This is a genomic window from Pseudomonas sp. H3_E04, from assembly GCF_054668915.1.
The window spans coordinates 2267003-2283724 of record NZ_CP162797.1; the positions used below are offsets into that span (position 1 = coordinate 2267003).

General features: G+C 59.3%; 18 protein-coding genes. 10 read left to right on the top strand and 8 right to left on the bottom strand.

Translation table 11 applies throughout. The features are described 5' to 3' along the window. Positions 1 to 85: 85 nt before the first annotated feature. Both AB4N53_RS10125 and AB4N53_RS10130 read right to left on the bottom strand, forming a co-directional pair. Complete coding sequence (locus tag AB4N53_RS10125; protein ID WP_460120211.1) at positions 86 to 352, bottom strand: hypothetical protein; 267 nt, start codon at positions 350 to 352, stop codon at positions 86 to 88. A 16-nt stretch (positions 353 to 368) separates the two neighbouring features. Beyond that, positions 369 to 698 (bottom strand): DUF6124 family protein, encoded by a 330-nt coding sequence (locus AB4N53_RS10130; protein WP_460125410.1) that lies wholly within the window; start codon positions 696 to 698, stop codon positions 369 to 371. 486 nt (positions 699 to 1184) lie between these two features. Between AB4N53_RS10130 and AB4N53_RS10135 the strand changes: the two genes are divergently transcribed. Continuing rightward, the gene (locus tag AB4N53_RS10135) at positions 1185 to 2546 is read left to right on the top strand and encodes an AAA family ATPase (RefSeq protein ID WP_460120212.1); all 1362 of its coding nucleotides are present in this window, start codon (positions 1185 to 1187) and stop codon (positions 2544 to 2546) included. After that, positions 2539 to 3159, top strand: coding sequence for a retron system putative HNH endonuclease (locus AB4N53_RS10140; RefSeq protein WP_434766074.1), 621 nt, complete (start codon positions 2539 to 2541; stop codon positions 3157 to 3159). The genes AB4N53_RS10135 and AB4N53_RS10140 overlap by 8 nt, the downstream gene beginning before the upstream one ends. Before the next feature lie 171 nt (positions 3160 to 3330). Here AB4N53_RS10140 and AB4N53_RS10145 read toward each other — a convergent pair whose 3' ends face one another. From AB4N53_RS10145 to AB4N53_RS10155, 3 genes are all read right to left on the bottom strand, one after another. After that, positions 3331 to 3900 (bottom strand): DUF4174 domain-containing protein, encoded by a 570-nt coding sequence (locus AB4N53_RS10145; RefSeq protein WP_460120215.1) that lies wholly within the window; start codon positions 3898 to 3900, stop codon positions 3331 to 3333. Between the two features lie 184 nt (positions 3901 to 4084). Then, entirely contained in the window at positions 4085 to 4870 is a 786-nt protein-coding gene (locus AB4N53_RS10150; RefSeq protein ID WP_460120217.1) for a sulfite exporter TauE/SafE family protein, read from the bottom strand. A gap of 237 nt (positions 4871 to 5107) precedes the next feature. Further along, positions 5108 to 5857, bottom strand: coding sequence for a hypothetical protein (locus tag AB4N53_RS10155; RefSeq protein WP_460120219.1), 750 nt, complete (start codon positions 5855 to 5857; stop codon positions 5108 to 5110). A gap of 338 nt (positions 5858 to 6195) precedes the next feature. Between AB4N53_RS10155 and AB4N53_RS10160 the strand changes: the two genes are divergently transcribed. The 3 genes from AB4N53_RS10160 to AB4N53_RS10170 all read left to right on the top strand — a co-directional run bounded on the left by AB4N53_RS10160 (position 6196) and on the right by AB4N53_RS10170 (position 8818). Continuing rightward, a complete protein-coding gene (locus AB4N53_RS10160) occupies positions 6196 to 7344 on the top strand; it encodes an aldose epimerase family protein (RefSeq protein ID WP_460120221.1) in 1149 nt (382 codons plus the stop codon). A gap of 157 nt (positions 7345 to 7501) precedes the next feature. Next, positions 7502 to 8323 carry an aldo/keto reductase gene (locus AB4N53_RS10165; RefSeq protein ID WP_460120223.1) on the top strand — a complete coding sequence of 274 codons (822 nt, stop codon included), beginning with the start codon at positions 7502 to 7504 and terminating at the stop codon, positions 8321 to 8323. Between the two features lie 24 nt (positions 8324 to 8347). Beyond that, on the top strand, positions 8348 to 8818 hold the full coding sequence (locus tag AB4N53_RS10170; protein WP_460120225.1) for a DUF1810 domain-containing protein: 471 nt from the start codon (positions 8348 to 8350) through the stop codon (positions 8816 to 8818). Here the strand turns inward: AB4N53_RS10170 and AB4N53_RS10175 are convergent. Then, positions 8783 to 11143: a DNA polymerase II gene (locus AB4N53_RS10175; RefSeq protein WP_460120227.1), complete on the bottom strand. Its 2361-nt coding sequence runs from the start codon at positions 11141 to 11143 to the stop codon at positions 8783 to 8785. The genes AB4N53_RS10170 and AB4N53_RS10175 overlap by 36 nt on opposite strands. 198 nt (positions 11144 to 11341) lie before the next feature. On the opposite strand from AB4N53_RS10175, the gene AB4N53_RS10180 reads away from it, so the two are divergent. Then, positions 11342 to 11782, top strand: coding sequence for a CBS domain-containing protein (locus tag AB4N53_RS10180; protein ID WP_039763416.1), 441 nt, complete (start codon positions 11342 to 11344; stop codon positions 11780 to 11782). 128 nt (positions 11783 to 11910) lie between these two features. Here the strand turns inward: AB4N53_RS10180 and AB4N53_RS10185 are convergent, their stop codons facing one another. Beyond that, positions 11911 to 12540: a glutathione S-transferase N-terminal domain-containing protein gene (locus tag AB4N53_RS10185; protein WP_460120229.1), complete on the bottom strand. Its 630-nt coding sequence runs from the start codon at positions 12538 to 12540 to the stop codon at positions 11911 to 11913. A 312-nt stretch (positions 12541 to 12852) separates the two neighbouring features. Between AB4N53_RS10185 and AB4N53_RS10190 the strand changes: the two genes are divergently transcribed. The 4 genes from AB4N53_RS10190 to AB4N53_RS10205 all read left to right on the top strand — a co-directional run bounded on the left by AB4N53_RS10190 (position 12853) and on the right by AB4N53_RS10205 (position 15396). Next, positions 12853 to 13374, top strand: coding sequence for a DUF3455 domain-containing protein (locus tag AB4N53_RS10190; RefSeq protein ID WP_460120231.1), 522 nt, complete (start codon positions 12853 to 12855; stop codon positions 13372 to 13374). Between the two features lie 161 nt (positions 13375 to 13535). Then, positions 13536 to 14063, top strand: a complete 528-nt coding sequence (locus AB4N53_RS10195; RefSeq protein ID WP_460120233.1) for a sigma-70 family RNA polymerase sigma factor — start codon at positions 13536 to 13538, stop codon at positions 14061 to 14063. Then, positions 14060 to 14752, top strand: coding sequence for an anti-sigma factor (locus AB4N53_RS10200; protein ID WP_460120235.1), 693 nt, complete (start codon positions 14060 to 14062; stop codon positions 14750 to 14752). The genes AB4N53_RS10195 and AB4N53_RS10200 overlap by 4 nt, the downstream gene beginning before the upstream one ends. 203 nt (positions 14753 to 14955) lie before the next feature. Continuing rightward, positions 14956 to 15396 carry a phage infection protein gene (locus AB4N53_RS10205; protein WP_460120237.1) on the top strand — a complete coding sequence of 147 codons (441 nt, stop codon included), beginning with the start codon at positions 14956 to 14958 and terminating at the stop codon, positions 15394 to 15396. 71 nt (positions 15397 to 15467) lie between these two features. Here AB4N53_RS10205 and AB4N53_RS10210 read toward each other — a convergent pair whose 3' ends face one another. Then, positions 15468 to 16550 carry a DUF1615 domain-containing protein gene (locus tag AB4N53_RS10210; RefSeq protein ID WP_460120239.1) on the bottom strand — a complete coding sequence of 361 codons (1083 nt, stop codon included), beginning with the start codon at positions 16548 to 16550 and terminating at the stop codon, positions 15468 to 15470. Between the last annotated feature and the right edge of the window lie 172 nt (positions 16551 to 16722).

The window sequence follows — 16722 nt, forward strand, 5'->3', positions numbered from 1 at the left end:
GCAGCCTGCGGCAGCTCCATTGACCGAGTGAAAACCCGATCCTGTAGGAGCCGCCGCAGGCTGCGATCTTTTTTCGTTTCAACGCTTAAAGCTGCGCCTGCAAGCGCCAGCCGATGACATCCATCAAGTCACAGCTATCGCGCAACGGAACCGCCAGCACCCGGGCGAAATCCTGCAACAGCAGTGCATCGTGTCCCTTGCCCTCGTCCAGCGAAAGGCTCTCCATCAGCTGCGTTACACAGCGCAAGCGATAGGCCGCAGTGCCGTGCAGGACATCCAGTGGAGCTTCACTGTCGATCAGCAGACACGGGATCTTGCAGTCGATCCCGGTGATCGGTATGTAGCGCGCCATGGTAGAACCTCCCTGTTCAATGTTGAGTCGCCGTTGCGGGTGAATCGAGATTGTCCAGCGCGCGGTTGACCAGCAGTTCTCCGACTACCGCCAATTGCTGGATCGACAACGTCAGGCTGCGCTGCGCACCGCTCAACTCGCAGGCCAGATCGGTGGTCAGTACGTTCAGTGAGGCAAGGGTTTCGCAGGCGTGCCCAAGAAGTGTTGCTGTGTCGATGTCGGGGAGAATGGTGAAGACGTGGCTGATGGGATCGGGTTGGCCGGGGTGGCGCAGACGCGGATTATTGGAGTCGAAGGAGCTTGAATCCATGGGGGATTCGGGGGGATTTGGAGTGTGTTTTTTCATTAATAAATCCTCGGGACATTTAAAGAAAAAACTGCCGAACTCACTTCCACGAGAGGGTGGCAGCTTTGCGCAGGTGTGGAAGTCCGGGGAAGCCCGAGGAACCCGGTGCACTCGAGAGTGCTCCTGCGCATAGCTGCCATAAGCAAACAATGTTGGCATAAAAACCACCAACATGTGTTTACAGGCGCAATGCGCGCTCGGGAATCACCGGACTTCCACATCCGACCACTGTGTTTTTCAGCGGCCAAAAAAGGTTATCCCTCTGCGTCACAACGCACCAGTTCACCACGGCCGCCGCGTCTTGCAGGAAAAATCCACTGGGTTTGAAGGCTGTTCACGTCAGACGTTTCGGCACGTACATCCTGCAACGACTTTGGCTCGCAAATGAATTTGTTGTATCTACACTGCACCGGATGAATTTGGGGGTGGGAATGACATAATGCGCGCCAAGGTATTCAAATCGACTGACCCTAAAAGGGCGATGTAATGGAAATTTTCAGCTTTAGCCTAAAGGATGTCGGCCGGTTCAACGAACTAACCGTGTACTTGGCTCCTACCGCGACAAACTCTTCAAATATTACAGTCCTCGTTGGAAACAACGGGGCAGGCAAAACTACATTATTGAAATCACTGGCTACATCCCTAAGCTGGCTTGTCGCTCGAATTCGCACAGAAAAAGGCAGCGGCAACCACCTTGCAGAAGAGAATATCCGGAACGGAGCGTCAGTCGCCGTCGTCATGATTGCCGCAGCGGATCTGTCACAAGCACGCTCGACCCCTCCCGATGCGGAAGATGTACTTTTTTCCTGGGGCATTGCCCGAGGTAGACAGGGTCGGAAGACCGATGTCCATAGCGAGCTAATTCAGGCCAGTCGTCTAGCAGATCATTACCGTAACCAACTGACTCAGGACGACAAAGCATCGCTTCCCCTGATCGCTTACTACCCAGTCGAGCGATCGGTGCTAGAAATACCGCTAAAAATCCGGACAAAACATACCTTCGACCAACTCGACGGCTACGACAACTCACTCAACCGGGGCGTCGACTTCCGTCGCTTCTTCGAATGGTTCCGCGAGCGCGAAGACAGCGAAAACGAGACCGGCATTTCCGACACCGCACTGGCCGAAATCTCAGAAAAATTCGGCACCGACAGTGACGTGTGGAAAACCCTGGCCAATCTGAAAGCCTCCTCCCGCGACCGCCAATTGACCGCCGTGCGCTCGGCCATTGCCGCGTTCATGCCCGGCTTCACTAACCTGCGTGTGCAACGCAAACCGCGCCTGCACATGGCCATCGACAAGGACGGCGTCACCCTCAACGTAGCCCAGCTCTCCCAAGGTGAGAAGTCGATGATGGCGCTGGTCGGCGACATCGCGCGTCGCCTGGCGATGATGAACCAGTCGCTCGACAACCCACTGCACGGTGACGGCATCGTGCTCATCGACGAGGTCGATTTGCACTTGCACCCGAGATGGCAACGCAGCCTGATCCGCCAGTTGAGCGAGACTTTTCCGAACTGCCAGTTTGTCTTGACCACCCACTCACCGCTGGTGATCAGCGACGCCAAGGATGTGCTGGTTTATGTGCTCAATGATGGCGAAATCCACGAACACAACGGCCTGTATGGACTGGATGCCAATCAGGTGCTGCTGGAAGTCATGGACACCGACATTCGCAACAGTGACGTTCAGAAGCGTCTGAATCGATTGATGGAATGCTTACAGGACGGTGAGCTGAAAAAAGCCAAGAAGCTTTTCGCCGATCTTTCAAGTGAACTGCCCGAGGGACACATCGAGCTGGCAAAAGCCGCTTTGCTGATCCGCAAACTGGAGTTGCGCAGTGCGTAAGATTCTCAAAGGAACTGAGCCAGCATCGCTGACGCAATGGAAGGTCAGAAACCACACCGCTACTTACCGCGATTTACCCGCTGAAGAACGTCAATCCGTTCGCACAGCTTGTATTACCGAGCAATTCGGGCTTTGTGCTTATTGCTGCCAGTCCATCTCCGTGAGCGCCGCTCATAACGAACACGTTGCAGCCCAGGATCGATTCCCTGCTCGCACCCTGGATTTCAGCAATATCGTTGCCAGTTGCGAAAACCGTCATCACTGTGGGCATGGTCGAAAGACTCAGCCGCTCAAAGTGACACCGTTCATGACGGAGTGTGAAACCGAGCTCAAATTTTATTTGTCCGGGCGAGTGGTCGGCAAAACCGACCGTGCCACGGAATCAATCAAGACGCTGAATCTGGGTGATACCGAAGAGAGTAATCGGGGACTGATCGAAAAACGTAAAAGAATGGTGGATGACCTTATCTTTACCGGAGGACTTCGGCCTGACGCGCTAGAGGACGAGGAACTGCTGGGCATCCTTCTCGAAGACATGTTGACGCCCCAACAGGGTCAGCTTCAGCCTTTCTCTCCGGTTTTGGTCAATGTCATTCGCCAGATTCTGCCGTGATGGAGCTGATAGCGGCTTGTTAACAGGCAAACGGCAAGATCAAAAGATCGCAGCCTGCGGCGGCTCCTACATGAGATCTGCGTAGGAGCTGCCGCAGGCTGCGATCTTTTAGTGGACAATAAAAATGGGCGCCCCTGTAAAGGTCGCCCATTTTTGATTCACGCCTAGCCTTCAATCATCCGGCATTTCCGGCGGCTTGCTCGGTTTCGCAGGCTTGCTCGGTTTGGCGCCCTTCGCGCCTTTGGCCGGTTCCGGTTCGGTGGTGGCAGGTGTTTGTGCGGCGGCCGCAGCGGCGGCTTCTTTTTCGGCCATGGGCATGGCGTCGATGGTTTCGAAGATTTTCGCCAGGCTCAATGCCTTGGCTTCATCACCCGAGGCGGAGAGCTTGGTTTCGCCGTCCTTGCCCACCAGGAACACTTTCGGATAAGCCCCCGCGCCGAGCTTCAGCGAGCGCAGCAGGGCCATGGTGTCCTGCTGGCCCAGGTCCTTGCCGTCGAGCTGGCCGGACATGCTGAGGATGGTGTAGACCTTGATATTGCGGTCGGTGAGGCCCTTTTTGTTGGCTGGGTCTTCCAGTGACTTTTTCAGGCTCAGCCACACCGGGTCGACGGTGCTTTGCGCAATCACGATCAGCGGCCGGGCGCGGCCCACGTCCCCGGCCAGAGGTGAATCGCTGTCGGCGGCGAACAAGGGGCCGGCGATTGCCAGCAAGAGGGTCAGGGTCAGGGACCTGATGAGCATGCGCATCTCCTTTTGATATCCACGCACTACTGATTGCGCATCGTGGCGATTGTTCCGGCGGCGTCTGGCAAAAAGGCATTGCCCTGTCAGAAGCTTAGGTCAGGGAGCGCTTTGCGCAACATGGCGCGAGCGATCATCGGCACATCCCTACGGCCGCTGCATTGGAAGTTTTCTCCAGGCTGAATCAGAACGCCAACTTGTAACCAATCAACACCAGCATCGTCGCCAGGCATGGGCGCAGGACTTCGTCGGAGATACGACCGGTCAGGTGGCTGCCGAGCCAGATGCCTGGCAGCGAGCCCATCAACAGAAACCCGAGCACGCCCCAGTCCATGTTGCCCATGCTTGCGTGGCCGAGGCCGGCGACCAGGGTCAGCGGTACGGCGTGGGCGATTTCGGTGCCGACCAGGCGGCGGGTCGGCAGCAGCGGGTAGAGGATAAACAAGGCGACGGTGCCCAATGCCCCGGCGCCGATCGAGGTCAGGGCGACCATGGTGCCGAGGATCAGACCGGTGATCACCGTCATCACGTTAAGCCGCGAACCGCTCGGGTTGTAATTGCCGCCGGCGCGTTTGTGGGCGAACTCGAGCAAGCGTTTCTTGAAGAAAATTGCCAGGGCAGTGGCGAAGAGGACGAAACCGAGCGCCTGTTTGATGATGGCGTTCATCGCGTCCGGCGCGGTATGCAGGGAACTGAGGAACCACAGGGTCATGGCCACGGCAGGCACACTGCCGAGGGTCAGCCAGCCGGTGATGGCCCAGTCGATGTTCTTGTTCTTCCTGTGAACGAGGACGCCGCTGGATTTGGTGATCGCGGCGTACAACAGGTCAGTACCGACCGCCGTCGCCGGGTTGATGCCGAACCACAGCAGAATCGGCGTCATCAACGAACCGCCGCCGACACCGGTCATGCCGACGATAAACCCCACCACCAGCCCGGCGATCACCAGGCCGAAATTTGCCAATTCCATTCAAACGTCCAGAAAACGACAGGAAAATCTGGCCCGCAGCATAGCGATTTTTCTTATAACCACATATATCGATGCGGTCTATCGTTATGCCATATCGAACTTACCGCAGATCCCTGTGGGAGCAAGCCTGCTTGCGAAGGCGGTGTGTCAGCCGACCGATGAGTTGAATGACGCAACGCGTTCGCGAGCAGGCTCGCTCCCGAGGTGGATCTTTGCGCTACAGAACACCTGCGGGGCTCATTGCACCGGCAAGAAATTCAGAAACAGCAGACTCTGCGCGTAATTCAGGCCGATCCTGCGATAGCGCTCGTCGAGCATCTGGGTGAGCAGGTCCAGGCGCGCGACGATTTTGCTGAATTCGGTGGCGAAGCTCAGGTTACTGCCCTCCTCCGAAATCTCGTTGGAGAACAGCAGCGGCTGGCCTTCCTTGTTCTGCCGTTGCGACAAAATCCACATGGCTTTTTCGATGTTACGTGCGGCGTTGTGCACGAAGGTCGGGTTGATCGCGTCAGTCATGTAGAACTCGGTGCGATTGCCGTGGGCGGTGACCAGCATGCTGCCGATCGCGTAGATGAAGGCGCCGACGCGGTCGCCGAGGAATTCCGGACTCATCGCATAACTCAGCGCCGCCAGATCCTTGCGCCCGCCCAGCACGGGCAACGGTTGCTGCTGCTCGACGGCAAGACGCACCTGCTTGACCGCCGCATTGACAGTGAGGAAGCCGGATTTGCGCAGCTCTTCCGGGTTGCGCAGATAGAGCTTACCCATCAGCCGGTAAAGGCTGTCGAGGTTGTCGCGCATCGCCAGGGTGGCCATGCGGTCGACGCTGGTCTGCAAAAATTCCTGCGGTTGCCCTTCACGCATCTGATTGAAGAAGCCGTTGCCGTTCTGGTGGCTGCAGCCGCCGAGCAACAGCGAGACCAGGCAGGCCAGCAGCAGGCACGGGCGGCGGTTAGCGACGGTGATCAGGGCAAAAACACTCGGCATGAAATCTCGGACAGGCACATTCCTGTGCGGCGGGAGTCACCGCATCCTGGCCATGCATAGAGCCGCCGATTAGGAAAAAGTGCAGTGCCTGGGCGATTAGCCGACCTTCGGTGATAAACGACTCATCAATTAGTCGGACTTTATATTTGCCAATACAGGTAAATCCGCTATAAATCTTCTCTCTCGACTCAAATAGCATGACTAGTGACATGTAGGAGCTGCCGAAGGCTGCGATCTTTTGATTTTGCTTCTAAAAATCAAAATCAAGATCAAAAGATCGCAGCCTTCAGCAGCTCCTACGGTCAATACGAAAACAACAACAAAAAGGAAGGTCAACCATGCTTCAATCCCGTCACCTGCTCTCCGGCCTCGGACTGTCCCTGATGATCGCTACCCTTTCCGCCAACGCGGCGGGCCTGACCGCCGAACACAAAGCCTTCGGCAAAACCAATGACGGCACGCCTGTCGAACAGTACATCCTGCGCAACAGCCACGGCATGCAAGCCACCGTCATCACCTACGGCGCTACCCTGCAAGCGCTGAAAGTCGCTGACAAGCATGGCAAGTTCGACGACGTGGTGCTCGGTTTCGATGATGTGCAGGGCTACCAGAAAGGCACAGCGTACTTCGGCGCGACTATCGGCCGCTTCGGCAATCGCTTGGCCGAAGGTGCTTTCGAACTCGATGGCAAGCGCTATCAAGTGCCGCAGAATGACAAATCCAACGCCCTGCACGGCGGCCCCGAAGGTTTCGACAAGAAAGTCTGGAAGGCCAGGGAAACCAAGGACAAGGATTCGGTGGGCGTGACCCTGACTTACCTGTCGGCCGACGGCGAGATGGGCTTTCCGGGCAATCTGACCACCGAAGTCACCTATCGCCTGACCGACAACAACGAGCTGCGCATCGACTACAAGGCCAGCACCGACAAGCCGACCGTGCTCAACCTGACCAACCACAGCTACTTCAACCTGGCCGGCGCCGGTAATGGCGACATTCTCAAGCAGGTCGCCACCATCCATTCCAGCCATTACACGCCGGTCACCGCCAAACTGATCCCGACCGGGGAGCTGGCGCCTGTGGCCGGCACGCCGATGGACTTCAGCAAACCGACGGCCATCGGCACGCACATCAAGGCTGATCATCCGCAGCTGAAATTCGCCGAGCCGAAACAGGGCGGCTTCGATTTCAACTGGGCGCTGGATACCAAGGGCGATGTCAGCAAGCTCGCCACCGAAGTCAGCGACCCGCAATCCGGGCGTGTCCTGCAACTGTTCACCAGCGAGCCGGGCGTGCAGTTCTACACCAGCAACTTCCTCGACGGCACGGTCAAGGGCAAGGGCGGCAAGGTCTATCCGCACTGGGGTGCGTTCACCCTCGAGACCCAGCACTATCCGGATTCGCCGAACCAGCCGGACTTTCCAAGCACGCGGCTTGATCCGGGGCAGACTTATGCTCACAGCGTGATCCTGAAGTTCTCCGCCAGGTAAATCTCGAAGATCAAAAGATCGCAGCGTTCCGCAGTCCCTACAGAGGAATACGTTCCATGGAGGAGTTGCGGACCGCTGCGATCTTTTTTGCTTTTTGAACCCCAACGCTATTCTGCTGCCCACTAAAGACACCCATTCTTTCAGGCAGGAGGTTTGAATGCGTACCCTTGAGTTGGCCGGCGTGCAAGTTCCCGTGATTGGCCAGGGCACCTGGCGGATGGGCGAGGATCGTTCGGCGCACACCCGTGAAGTGGCGGCGCTGCGCACCGGCATCGAGCTGGGCATGAGCCTGATCGATACCGCTGAGATGTACGCTGAGGGCGGTGCCGAAACGGTGGTCGGTGAAGCCATCGCCGGTCGGCGCGACAAGGTGTTTCTGGTGAGCAAGGTCTACCCGCACAACGCCAGCCGCCAAGGCATCCCGCAAGCCTGCGAGCGCAGTTTGCGTCGGCTCGGCACGGACTACATCGATCTGTATCTGCTGCACTGGCGCGGTCAGTATCCGCTGGAGGAAACCGTCGAAGCCTTCGAACGCCTGCGCGAAGACGGCAAGATCGGCCGTTGGGGCGTGTCGAATTTCGATGTCGACGACCTCGAAGAACTCTCCAGCTCGGCCTGCGCCACCAATCAGGTGCTGTATAACCTCGAAGAGCGCGGCGTCGAATTCGATCTGCTGCCGTGGTGCCAGCATCAGCGCCTGCCGCTGATGGCGTACTGTCCGATCGGCCAGGGCGGTGCGATGCTCGCCGAGCCGGTGCTGCAAGAGATTGCCAGCCGTCACAACGCCACCCCGGCGCAGATTTCGCTGGCATGGCTTGTGCGCCAGGACGGCGTAATTGCGATTCCCAAGGCTGTGCGCCCGGAGCATGTGCAACTCAATGCCGAGGCGGCCCAACTGCAACTGGACGCCGGGGATCTGGCGGCGCTGGACAAGGTGTTCCCGGCGCCACAACGCAAGCAGCGGCTGGCCATGGTCTGAGCTGCCGACTGCGAGGGCTTCGCCATGAGAAGCACAGATCTGCACGACCCGTTCTACCTGCAACGTTTTGTCCAGGCACAGGACCCGGTGTTCGAACGGGTCCAGCGTGAACTCGAAACGGGCCGCAAGCGCAGCCATTGGATGTGGTTCGTCTTTCCGCAGTTCGCCGGATTGGGCGGCAGCGAAATGGCCCGCCGCTTTGCGATTGGTTCAGCCGAGGAAGCCCAGGCCTACTTGGCCGACGAACTGCTCGGGGCGCGGCTGCGCACCTGCACGCAACTGGTACTGATTGGGCCGCAGCGTTCGATTGCAGAAATGTTCGGCCATCCCGATGACCTGAAATTTCATTCTTCGATGACGCTGTTCGCCCAGTTCAGCGCCCCAGACAGTCTGTTCCATCAGGCGCTGGAGCGTTACTTCCACGGCATTCTCGATGAGTGGACACTGCAACTGCTCGACTCAAAACAGGCCCAGTTGCCCACCGATCAGGGTTGAAAAGTCGTCGTCGACAAACGGCAGAATCGCGTCCGCCACCGGTTGCAATTGGCGGGTAATGTAGTGGTCATAGTCGACGGCGGCGCGGCGCAATTCCAGCGGTTCCGGGCCGGCGAGAGTGATGACATAGCTGATCCAGCCGCCGTTCTGATATTGCCGTGGGCGCCCCTGCTCGGCGTTGTAGTCGTCGGCGAGCCGCGCCGCCCGGACGTGCGGCGGTACGTTGCGTTCGTAATCGTCGAGGGTGCGGCGCAGGCGCTTGCGGTAGATCAGCCGATCATCGAACTCGCCAGCGAGGGTCTTGCGCACGTAGTCGCGGACGTAATCCTGATACGGCTTGCGCTGGAAGATCCGCTCATACAGTTCCTGCTGAAATTGCCGGGCCAGCAGCGACCAGTCGGTGCGCACGGTTTCCAGGCCCTTGTAGACCATCTCCTCGCTGCCATCGGTGCGGGTGACGAGGCCGGCGTAGCGCTTCTTGCTGCCCTCCTCCGCGCCGCGAATGGTTGGCATCAGGAAGCGCTTGTAGTGAATTTCGAACTGCAATTCCAGTGCGCTTTCCAGGCCGTATGCTTCGCGCACATGCGCGCGCCACCAATCGTTGACGTGCTTGACCAGCGCATGGCCGATCTGCGCTGCTTCTTCCTGACCGTGCAGACTGCGCAGCCAGACAAAGGTTGAATCGGTGTCACCGTAAATGACTGCGTGGCCCTGTTCTTCGATCAACTGGCGGGTGCGCAGCATGATTTCGTGGCCGCGCAAGGTGATCGACGACGCCAACCGGGTATCGAAAAACCGGCAACCGCTGGAGCCGAGCACGCCATAGAAGGCGTTCATGATGATTTTTAGCGCCTGGGACAGCGGCGCGTTGTGCTCACGCTTGGCGGTCTCCCGCCCTTCGGCCACTCGCGCCACGATGGACGGCAGACAATGCCGGGTACGCGAGAAACGTGCGCCACGGAAGCCGGGCACCGAATCAGCGTCGTCGGGATGTTGCAGGCCTTCGATCAAGCCCACCGGGTCGATCAGAAAGGTGCGGATGATCGACGGGTAGAGGCTTTTGTAATCGAGCACCAGAACCGATTCGTACAATCCCGGCCTTGAATCCATAACAAAGCCGCCGGGGCTGGCCTGCGGTGGATTGGTGCCCAGGTTCGGCGCAACAAAGCCTTGGCGATGCATCAACGGCATGTACAAGTGCGTGAACGCAGCGACCGAACCACCGCTGCGGTCGGCCGGCAAACCGGTGACGCTGGCGCGTTCGAGCAAAAACGTCAGCAGTTCGGTCTTGGCGAAAATCCGCGTAACCAGCTCGCAGTCCTTGAGGTTGTATTTGGCCAGCGCCGGTTTGTCCTCGGCGAACATGCGATTGATTTCGTCCATGCGCTGGTACGGATTGTTGATCGCCTTGCCTTCGCCGAGCAGGGTCTGCGCGACGTTTTCCAGGCTGAACGAGGGAAAACTCCAGGTCGCCGAACGCAACGACTCGATGCCGTCGATGATCAGCCGCCCCGCTGCCGAGGCGAAATAGTGATTTCGGCTGCCGTGCTCGCGCCACTGCATTTCTTCGCCGCCACGGCCGATTTTCAGCGGCACGCCGAGGCGTCGCGCGTGTTCGTGGAGGATGCGCAAATCGAACTGCACGACGTTCCAGCCAATGATCGCGTCAGGGTCGTGGCGGGCGAACCAGTCGTTGAGCTTCTTCAGAATGAGCGTGCGCGAATCGCAGTATTCGAGGTCGAAATCGACGATGCTGGCGTCACCGTTCGGCGCGCCCAGCATGTACACCTGGCGCTCGCCGCAGCCTTCCAGCGCGATGGAATACAGCTCGCCGTTTTCCGTGGTCTCGATGTCGAGCGAGACCAGGCGCAGTTTCGGTCGATAGCCGGGGTCAGGTTTCAGTTGGGCGTTGATCAGTACGCCGTCAGCATCCGGCGTGCCGCCGAACAGTACCGGCGCGGTGATGAAGCGCTCCATCAGATAGCGTTCCGGAGGGCGCACGTCGGCTTCAAAAACATCGACGCCGGCACGGTTCAGCGCGGTCTCGAGGCGCATCAACTGGCCGTGCTGCTGGCAATACAGACCGAGCACCGGCCGATGCTGAAAATCCAGCAAGGCCAACGGTCGCAGTTCCACATTTTTTTCATCGTGCAACAGCCGCTCGGCCGCTTCACGCTGTGCGGCAGGAATAAACGCCACCGACGGCTGATGCGCCAGACGCACGCGGCGCGGCCCGGCGCCCGTCGCCAGCCAGAACTCGACTTCGGTACCGGCCGGCGTGTCGCGCCAATGCCGGGTCAGGACGAAGCCCTGCTGTAAATCCACCACTGCGACCTCGGAAAATCAAACTGACCGGCATTCTACGCGGCATTGCTGCGCTTGGCCTTGGCGAAAAATACTGCTGATCTACGGAAAAAACCGGCAAATGGCGTTTTTTGCACGCTAACTGCCGCTTTGCCACCTTGCCCTGCGCGGTTGCGTCTACGATGCTTGATGAACAACGACAACACCTGAGTAACCGCCATGAAGACCGTCGCCCAACTGCTCAAGCTCAAAGATCAGAAAAATCAGGAAGTGCACCAGATCAAACCGGATCACATGGTGCTCGAAGCGCTGATGAAGATGGCCGAGAAAAACGTCGGCGCCTTGCTGGTGGTCGAAGACGACAAAGTGGTCGGCATCATCAGCGAGCGCGACTATGCGCGCAAACTGGTGCTGCACGGGCGCTCTTCGGTCGGTACGCCAGTGCGCGACATCATGGTCAAGGACGTGATTACCGTGGACACCCGGCAAACCGTCGACACCTGCCTGGGGATCATGTCGGACAGACGCCTGCGCCACTTGCCGGTGGTCGAAGACGGCCAGTTGATTGGTCTGCTGTCGATCGGCGACCTGGTGAAGGAAGCGATTGCCGAACAGGCCGAGCTGATCAAACAGCTGGAGCAATACATTCGCGGGGAATAAATTCCGGTCTTCCGCTCATACTTGACCCTGTGGGAGCGGGCTTGCTCGCGAATGCGGTGGGTCAGTCGACACATCTTGACTGACAGAGCGCTTTCGCGAGCAGGCTCGCTCCCACATTCATTTATCGGTCAGCCCTGAGAGGGCCAATGCCGCTCAAACACCGGTGCCAGCACCGGGTGCCGGTCGATCCTTTGCAGCCATGCATAAAAGCCCGGGCGGGTCTGGCGCAGGTGTTCGCGGCTGCCGGCCCAGCGGCTCACCACTGCCGCCAGCACATCCAGCGCACCGGGCGTTTCATCATCCAGGTACAGCTCGCCGGAAAACTGATCGGCAAATACCTCCCAACTGAAGTGCAGGCGCTGACGCGTGCCGGCGATCAGGTTTTGCCGTGCGCTCTCGTCAGGCGCGCTCAGCCAGCGCTCGGGGTAATCGATGATGCCGACTGCCGCGTAGCAGTTGCTGACGATATAGGCGAGGCCGCGAATCGCCTGATCACGATCGGCAGCCTTGCTCGGCAGCAGGCCGGATTTGGGAAACGTCAGGCCCAGGTGAATCAGGATCGCCGCACTTTCGGTCATGGCGCTGCCGTCCGGCAGTTGCAAGGTCGGTATCTGTTTCAGCGGATTGAGTTTGCCCAGCGCGTCGTCGGCCTCGGCGCTGGCTTCGGTGTCAATGAAGCGATAGGCGATCTGGCACAACTCCAGTGCCGCCTCGATGGCAGCCGCGCCGGAATTCTTGTGCCCGTAGAGCTGGTACATGTCCGTTCCCCCGATAAGGCCTTTGCACAGGGTAGATGGCTGGCTGGCCTGACGTAGAAAATTCTGTCAATGAATCGTTCACGCCAGATGCAAAATCTTGTGGGAGCGAGCCTGCTCGCCAATGCGGTGGGTCAGTCACATAAGCGCTGGCTGACCCGACGCCTTCGCGAGCAGGCTCGCTGCCACAGGTTTGATCTTTGTATTTGAAATTTATTTTTCCGGCACTGCATCCAATCGCCTCGGCCACGGGTAGTCCTTGTAACAGCCCACTCTGGTGCTGTCAGCGCCCTACCCTTTTCGGAGAATCATCGGATGAACATCACCCAACTGATTGGCTTCACCGGTTTGCTCGCCTTCACCGCGACTAGCTTCGCCCAGAGCAGTTATCCCGACGCGATCAAGGTGCCGGACGGGCACAAGATTGCCCTGGAGACCACCGGGGTTGGCGAGATCACCTACGAATGCCGCGACAAACCCAATATGGCCGGGCAGACCGAATGGACCTTTGTCGGCCCGAAAGCGGTGCTCAATGATCGCAGCGGCAAACAGGTCGGCACCTATTTCGGCCCGCCAGCGACCTGGCAGGCCAAGGACGGTTCGAAAGTCACCGGCACGCAACTCGCCGTGGCACCGTCTAGCCCGGGCAACCTGCCCTATCAACTGGTCAAGGCCAATCCGGCTGAGGGCAAAGGCGCGATGACCGGCGTCAGCTACATACAGCGCGTTGCGCTCAAGGGCGGCGTCGCGCCGGGCAGTGAGTGCACGATGGCGAACAAGGGCAAGCAGGAAGTGGTGAAGTACCAGGCGGATTATATTTTCTGGGCGGCGAACTGACCTGGACGTCACGGAGTACCAAATGTGGGAGCGAGCCTGCTCGCGAATGCGGTGGGTCAGGTATGGGTGTGGCGACCGACACTCCGCGTTCGCGAGCAGGCTCGCTCCCACAGGGAACAATGCGTCTGTATGTTTGGGAAATGTGAGCTAGATTGCACCCCATGCCTTTAGCCGAATCCGTTTTCGATTACGAAGCCCGCCTCGCTGCCTGTGCCCGGGGCGAGCGTTCGGCTTTGCGCGATTTGTATGTGCAGGAAGGCCCGCGCCTGCTCGGTGTAGCCAAGCGGCTGGTGCGCGATACGGCGCTGGCGGAGGACATTGTGCATGAGGCATTCATCAAGATCTGGCACGGCGCTGCCGGGTTCGACCCGGCGCGTGGTTCGGCGCGGGGCTGGATGTTCAGCGTGACCCGGCACCTGGCCTTGAATCAGTTGCGCAAGCAAAATCGGGAAACGCCGTTCAGCGAAGAACATGAGTCAGCGGCGCCCGATGAGCTGGCCGATATTCACTCGGCGCGCATTCATCGCTGCCTCGAGCAACTGGAACCGCAGCGGCGCAGCTGCATCCTCCACGCTTACGTCGACGGTTACAGCCACGCGCAGATTTCCGCGCGCCTCGATACGCCGCTGGGCACGGTCAAAGCGTGGATCAAGCGCAGCCTCAATGCTTTGCGGGAGTGCATGGGATGACCGGCGAATCAGCGCAGGAACGGGATGAACTGGCCGGCGAGTATGTGCTCGGCACCTTGTCGTTCGAGCAGCGCATCGAGGTGCAACGGCGCCTGCCGAACGATCCCGAACTTCGTGCGGCGGTGGATGCCTGGGAGCGGCGTCTGCTGGAGCTGACCGATCTGGCCGAACCTCAGCAACCCTCGGCGCAGCTGTGGCCTCGTATCGAACGCAGTCTCGAACGGCTGACGGTGAAGAAACCTCTGACTTCGTGGTGGAATCTGCTGCCGCTGTGGCGCGGTTTGAGTGCGGCGGGCCTTGCTGCGACGCTGATTCTAGGCACGCTGCTGCTGACCCAGACTGCGCCGAAACCGAGTTATCTGGTGGTGCTGGTAGCCCCGCAGGACAAGGCGCCGGGCTGGGTGATTCAGGCGAGCAACGCGCGGGAGATCCAGTTGATTCCGCTGGGCGTGGTCGAGGTGCCGGCGGACAAGGCGCTGGAGTTCTGGACCAAGGCTGACGGCTGGTCGGGGCCGGTGTCGTTGGGCCTGGTCAAACCGGGGCAGGCTTTGTCGGTGCCGCTGGACAAGTTGCCACCGTTGCAACCCAACCAGTTGTTCGAGCTGACCCTGGAAGGCGCCAATGGCTCACCGATCGGCAAACCGACCGGGCCGATTCAGGCGATCGGGCGTGCGGTCAAAGTCTTGTAGTGTGCCCTGTAGGAGCTGCCGAAGGCTGCGATCTTTGTTTTCAAGATCAAAAGATCGTCCGATCGCGGCCCGAGCCTTCGGCAGCTCCTACATTAATCATCATCGACGTCGATGTTCACCATCACGGCAATGAAGTTCTCATAAAAAATTCCGGGCGTAACATCGGCTCCATACCAACCAACAACACCCCGGAGCACACCATCATGAAACGCCAGACTCTTCTCAGCATCGCCTTCTCGCTTTTCGCAGTTAACGCTTTCGCGGCCACCCCGGCGCACACCATGATCGCCGAAGGCGGCTCGGACAAACTGATCGAAAGCCGTCTGGCCGAAGGTGGTTCGGATCGTCTGATCGAACGCCGCGTTGCCGAAGGTGGCGCTGATCGTTTGATCGAACGCCGTGTTGCCGAAGGTGGCGCTGATCGTCTGATCGAACGCCGTGTTGCCGAAGGTGGCTCGGATCGTCTGATCGAACGCCGCGTTGCCGAAGGTGGCGCTGATCGTCTGATCGAACGCCGTGTTGCCGAAGGTGGCGCTGATCGTCTGATCGAACGCCGTGTTGCTGAAGGTGGCTCGGATCGTCTGATCGAACGCCGCGTTGCCGAAGGTGGTTCGGATCGTCTGATCGAACGCCGCGTTGCCTGAATGCACAGCTTCAAGCGCAACACCGCAGAGAAACCCGGCTCCCGCAGCCGGGTTTTTTATGTCTGCATGTTTTATCCGGCCTTGGCCATGCAGCGCTTGTAACGCTCGTCCACGCGCTTGGCGAACCAGGCTGTGGTGAGCTTGCGGGTGATCTTCGGACTCTGCAGCACAATTCCCGGCAATACCGCACGCGGCAAGGCCTTGCCTTCGGCCCGCTCCGCCAGTTCGAACACGCGCTGATAGAGTTTGCTCTCTTCGAATTCCAGGGTTTTGCCTTTCTCCAGTTGATCGCGAATCGTCGGGTTGCGCATGCCCAGCGACTTGCCGAGGGTACGCACCGCCAGTTCGGTGCTGCCGGGCATGATCGAGTCGTAGCGAATCAGGTCACCGTCCAGGGTCAGCGGGATACCGGAAGCGCGGCTGACCGCATTCTGGAACGCGGCATTGCGACTGGCGTACCAGCCGGCGTTGAAATCGGCGAAACGATACAGCGGCTCGCGGTAATTCACCGGATAGCCGAGCAAATGGGCGATGCCGAAATACATGCCGCCGCGCCGACTGAACACTTCACGGCGGATCGTGCCGTCCACCGGGTACGGGTAATCCTTGGCGTGCTCCTCGGCAAATTCGATGCTGACCTGCATCGGCCCACCGGTGTGCACCGGGTTGAAGCCGCCGAACAGCGTGCGGCCCATCGGCACCATGCCGATGAAGTCGTCAAAAATCGCGCTCAGCTCTTTTTCACTGCGCGCCGCATTCAGGCGCTCGCTGTAGGTCTTGCCGTTGGGCGAGCGCACTTGCAGAGCGCCGCTGATCAACAGGCTGGGGATGTGCACCTTAGCGGCGCGGCGATCGATTTCGTCACGAGCGATCTTGCCCAGACCGGGCACCGTCGGGTCGGCCTGGAAAGTCGATTCCTGCTCGGCCACGGCCAGTACCGAACACAGGTTCTGCGTGGTGGTGTTGATGCCTTGCGCGGCGAACGCGGCGTAGATGTCCGTGGCCCAGCCCTGACGGTCGGCAGTTTTTGCCGGCAACAGCCGAACAATTTCAGCCTTCACTTCAGCCGGCGGACGCAGCGCCGGTTCGTTGCTGCGCTGGCTGGCGCAACCGGCGAGCAGCAGCAAGGCGCCCAGAGTAATAATTAATCGCATGTTGCTCCATCCAATCAAATTCGCCACAACACCATACACAACCCCCGTAGGAGCTGCCGAAGGCTGCGATCTTTTGATCTTGCTTTTTGCAGATCAAAGTCAACATCAAGATCAAAAGATCGCAGCCTTCGGCAGCTCCTACGGGCTGATGACAAACTGATTGCAAAACGTT

Excerpts from the sequence above, each read along its gene's own strand:
- AB4N53_RS10135 (WP_460120212.1), top strand. The coding sequence starts at position 1,185 with ATGGAAATTTTCAGCTTTAGCCTAAAGGATGTCGGCCGGTTCAACGAA.
- AB4N53_RS10185 (WP_460120229.1), bottom strand. The coding sequence starts at position 12,540 with ATGTACCAGCTCTACGGGCACAAGAATTCCGGCGCGGCTGCCATCGAG.
- AB4N53_RS10195 (WP_460120233.1), top strand. The coding sequence starts at position 13,536 with ATGCCTTTAGCCGAATCCGTTTTCGATTACGAAGCCCGCCTCGCTGCC.
- AB4N53_RS10170 (WP_460120225.1), top strand. The coding sequence starts at position 8,348 with ATGAGAAGCACAGATCTGCACGACCCGTTCTACCTGCAACGTTTTGTC.
- AB4N53_RS10165 (WP_460120223.1), top strand. The coding sequence starts at position 7,502 with ATGCGTACCCTTGAGTTGGCCGGCGTGCAAGTTCCCGTGATTGGCCAG.
- AB4N53_RS10180 (WP_039763416.1), top strand. The coding sequence starts at position 11,342 with ATGAAGACCGTCGCCCAACTGCTCAAGCTCAAAGATCAGAAAAATCAG.
- AB4N53_RS10130 (WP_460125410.1), bottom strand. The coding sequence starts at position 698 with ATGAAAAAACACACTCCAAATCCCCCCGAATCCCCCATGGATTCAAGC.
- AB4N53_RS10190 (WP_460120231.1), top strand. The coding sequence starts at position 12,853 with ATGAACATCACCCAACTGATTGGCTTCACCGGTTTGCTCGCCTTCACC.
- AB4N53_RS10145 (WP_460120215.1), bottom strand. The coding sequence starts at position 3,900 with ATGCTCATCAGGTCCCTGACCCTGACCCTCTTGCTGGCAATCGCCGGC.
- AB4N53_RS10160 (WP_460120221.1), top strand. The coding sequence starts at position 6,196 with ATGCTTCAATCCCGTCACCTGCTCTCCGGCCTCGGACTGTCCCTGATG.
- AB4N53_RS10200 (WP_460120235.1), top strand. The coding sequence starts at position 14,060 with ATGACCGGCGAATCAGCGCAGGAACGGGATGAACTGGCCGGCGAGTAT.
- AB4N53_RS10125 (WP_460120211.1), bottom strand. The coding sequence starts at position 352 with ATGGCGCGCTACATACCGATCACCGGGATCGACTGCAAGATCCCGTGT.
- AB4N53_RS10155 (WP_460120219.1), bottom strand. The coding sequence starts at position 5,857 with ATGCCGAGTGTTTTTGCCCTGATCACCGTCGCTAACCGCCGCCCGTGC.
- AB4N53_RS10210 (WP_460120239.1), bottom strand. The coding sequence starts at position 16,550 with ATGCGATTAATTATTACTCTGGGCGCCTTGCTGCTGCTCGCCGGTTGC.
- AB4N53_RS10150 (WP_460120217.1), bottom strand. The coding sequence starts at position 4,870 with ATGGAATTGGCAAATTTCGGCCTGGTGATCGCCGGGCTGGTGGTGGGG.
- AB4N53_RS10205 (WP_460120237.1), top strand. The coding sequence starts at position 14,956 with ATGAAACGCCAGACTCTTCTCAGCATCGCCTTCTCGCTTTTCGCAGTT.